2 protein-coding genes and 1 pseudogene are annotated in these 1769 nt (G+C 75.5%); 1 reads left to right on the forward strand and 2 read right to left on the reverse strand.

Annotated features, from left to right (window positions below; genetic code table 11):
• Both AB0J52_RS39020 and AB0J52_RS39025 read right to left on the reverse strand, forming a co-directional pair.
• Positions 1 to 337 (reverse strand): annotated as a pseudogene (locus AB0J52_RS39020) (hypothetical protein); the annotation flags it as partial.
• On the reverse strand, positions 334 to 1215 hold the full coding sequence (locus AB0J52_RS39025; RefSeq protein WP_500188106.1) for an AAA family ATPase: 882 nt from the start codon (positions 1213 to 1215) through the stop codon (positions 334 to 336). The gene AB0J52_RS39025 and the pseudogene AB0J52_RS39020, both read right to left, overlap by 4 nt.
• An 85-nt stretch (positions 1216 to 1300) precedes the next feature.
• On the opposite strand from AB0J52_RS39025, the gene AB0J52_RS39030 reads away from it, so the two are divergent.
• The coding region (locus AB0J52_RS39030; RefSeq protein WP_500188108.1) for a molybdopterin-dependent oxidoreductase at positions 1301 to 1769 on the forward strand (469 nt) is incomplete at its 3' end.

The raw sequence follows: 1769 nt of genomic DNA on the forward strand, positions 1-1769 counted from the left end.
CGCCGTCCGGGGCGGAGCCGGCGGACGGCGGGTCCGGCACGGGCGGCGCGGCGCGCACCGTCCGGACGACGGGCGGCACGGCCGGGCGCGGCCCCGGCACGGCCGTCCGGCCCGAGAAGTACGCGGCGAAGCAGCGGTCGTAGCGCGGCAGGTCGCCGGGGCCCGCGCAGAGGGTGAGCCGCCCGGCCCAGTACACGTCGCGCGGGTCGAAAACGTCCAGGTGGTCGAGCGCCGCGAGCATCGCCCGCACCCGCTCCGGGTCGGCGCGCCCGCCCGCGGCCCGCACCGTCCGCGCGAACCCGACGACCGTCTCGACCATGTCCCGCACCGCGCTCATCCCCCGTCGAACAGGGCGGCGAGGCCGCGTTCGCGGTCCTCCCGGTACTTCAGGACGGCCCCGAGGGTGCGCGCGGCGGCGTCCGGGTCCAGGTCGCGGACGCCGAGCGCGACCAGCGCCTCGGTCCAGTCGAGGGTCTCGGCGACGCCCGGCGGTTTCAGCAGGTCCGCGGCGCGCAGCCGCGCGGCGGCGCGGGCGACCTGCCCGGCGAGGCGGTCCGCGGCGGCCGGCAGGCGGCGGCGGATGATCGCGACCTCGCGGTCGAAGGACGGGTGCTCCAGCCAGTGGTAGAGGCAGCGGCGCTTCAGCGCGTCGTGCACCTCGCGCGTGCGGTTGGACGTCACGACCACGACGGGCGGCGCGGCGGCGCGGATCGTGCCGAGCTCGGGCACCGTGATGGCGAAGTCGCTCAGCACCTCCAGCAGGAACGCCTCGAACTCGTCGTCGGCGCGGTCGACCTCGTCCACCAGCAGCACCGACGGGCTGGTCTCCAGCGCCCGCAGCAGCGGCCGGGCCAGCAGGAACCGCCGGTCGTACAGCTCGCCCTCCAGCCGGGCCGCGTCGGTGGCGCCGGCGGCCTCGGCGGCGCGCAGGTGCAGGATCTGGCGGGGGAAGTCCCAGTCGTAGAGGGCCTGCGAGGCGTCCAGGCCCTCGTAGCACTGCAGCCGGATCAGCGGCGCGCCGAGCACCCGGGCGAGAGTCTTGGCCAGCTCGGTCTTGCCGACCCCGGCCTCGCCCTCCAGGAACAGCGGACGGCCCATGCGCAGCGCGAGGAAGCACGCCGTGGCGAGGCCGTCGTCGCACAGGTAGGCGTGCTCGCCGAGCAGCTCCGCGAGCGCACCGGGCGACCCGGGAAGAAGCGGTGTGCTCTGCGCCACGTCCCACACCCTATCCGGCGTCCGGGTGAGCGGATCGGGGCTCGCGATGTTGGCCCCCGCTCCGCTCTGCCGGTTGAATGATCAGGTGCGCAACGACGCGAACATCCCCACCGACACCATCGTCAAGCCCCTCCCGCCGGAGCTGTTCATCGCGCGGGACACCAACGCCGAGACCCGCTGGGAGGCGATGGCCGGGCAGGGCCCGGTCACCCCCACCGACCGGTTCTTCGTCCGCAACCACGTCTCCACACCCCGGATCGACGCGCGGACGTGGCGGCTGAAGCTGTGGGGCTCCGGCCTGGACGGCTCCCCGCCCGAGGACCGGCCGGTCGAGTTCACCTACGACCAGCTTCTGGCCATGCCCGCCCGGACGGTCACGACGGCGATCGAGTGCACCGGCACCGGCCGCTCGTTCTTCCGGACGCAGCAGAACGAGCAGGTGACCGGCACGCCCTGGACGCTCGGCGGCATCGGCGTCGCGACCTGGCGCGGCGTCCCGCTCGCCGACCTGCTGCACCGCGCGGGCCTGACACCGGGCGCGGTGGACGTGATGC

The sequence above is a fragment of the Spirillospora sp. NPDC049652 genome (genome assembly GCF_040675125.1).
Classification (GTDB): Bacteria; Actinomycetota; Actinomycetes; order Streptosporangiales; family Streptosporangiaceae; genus Spirillospora.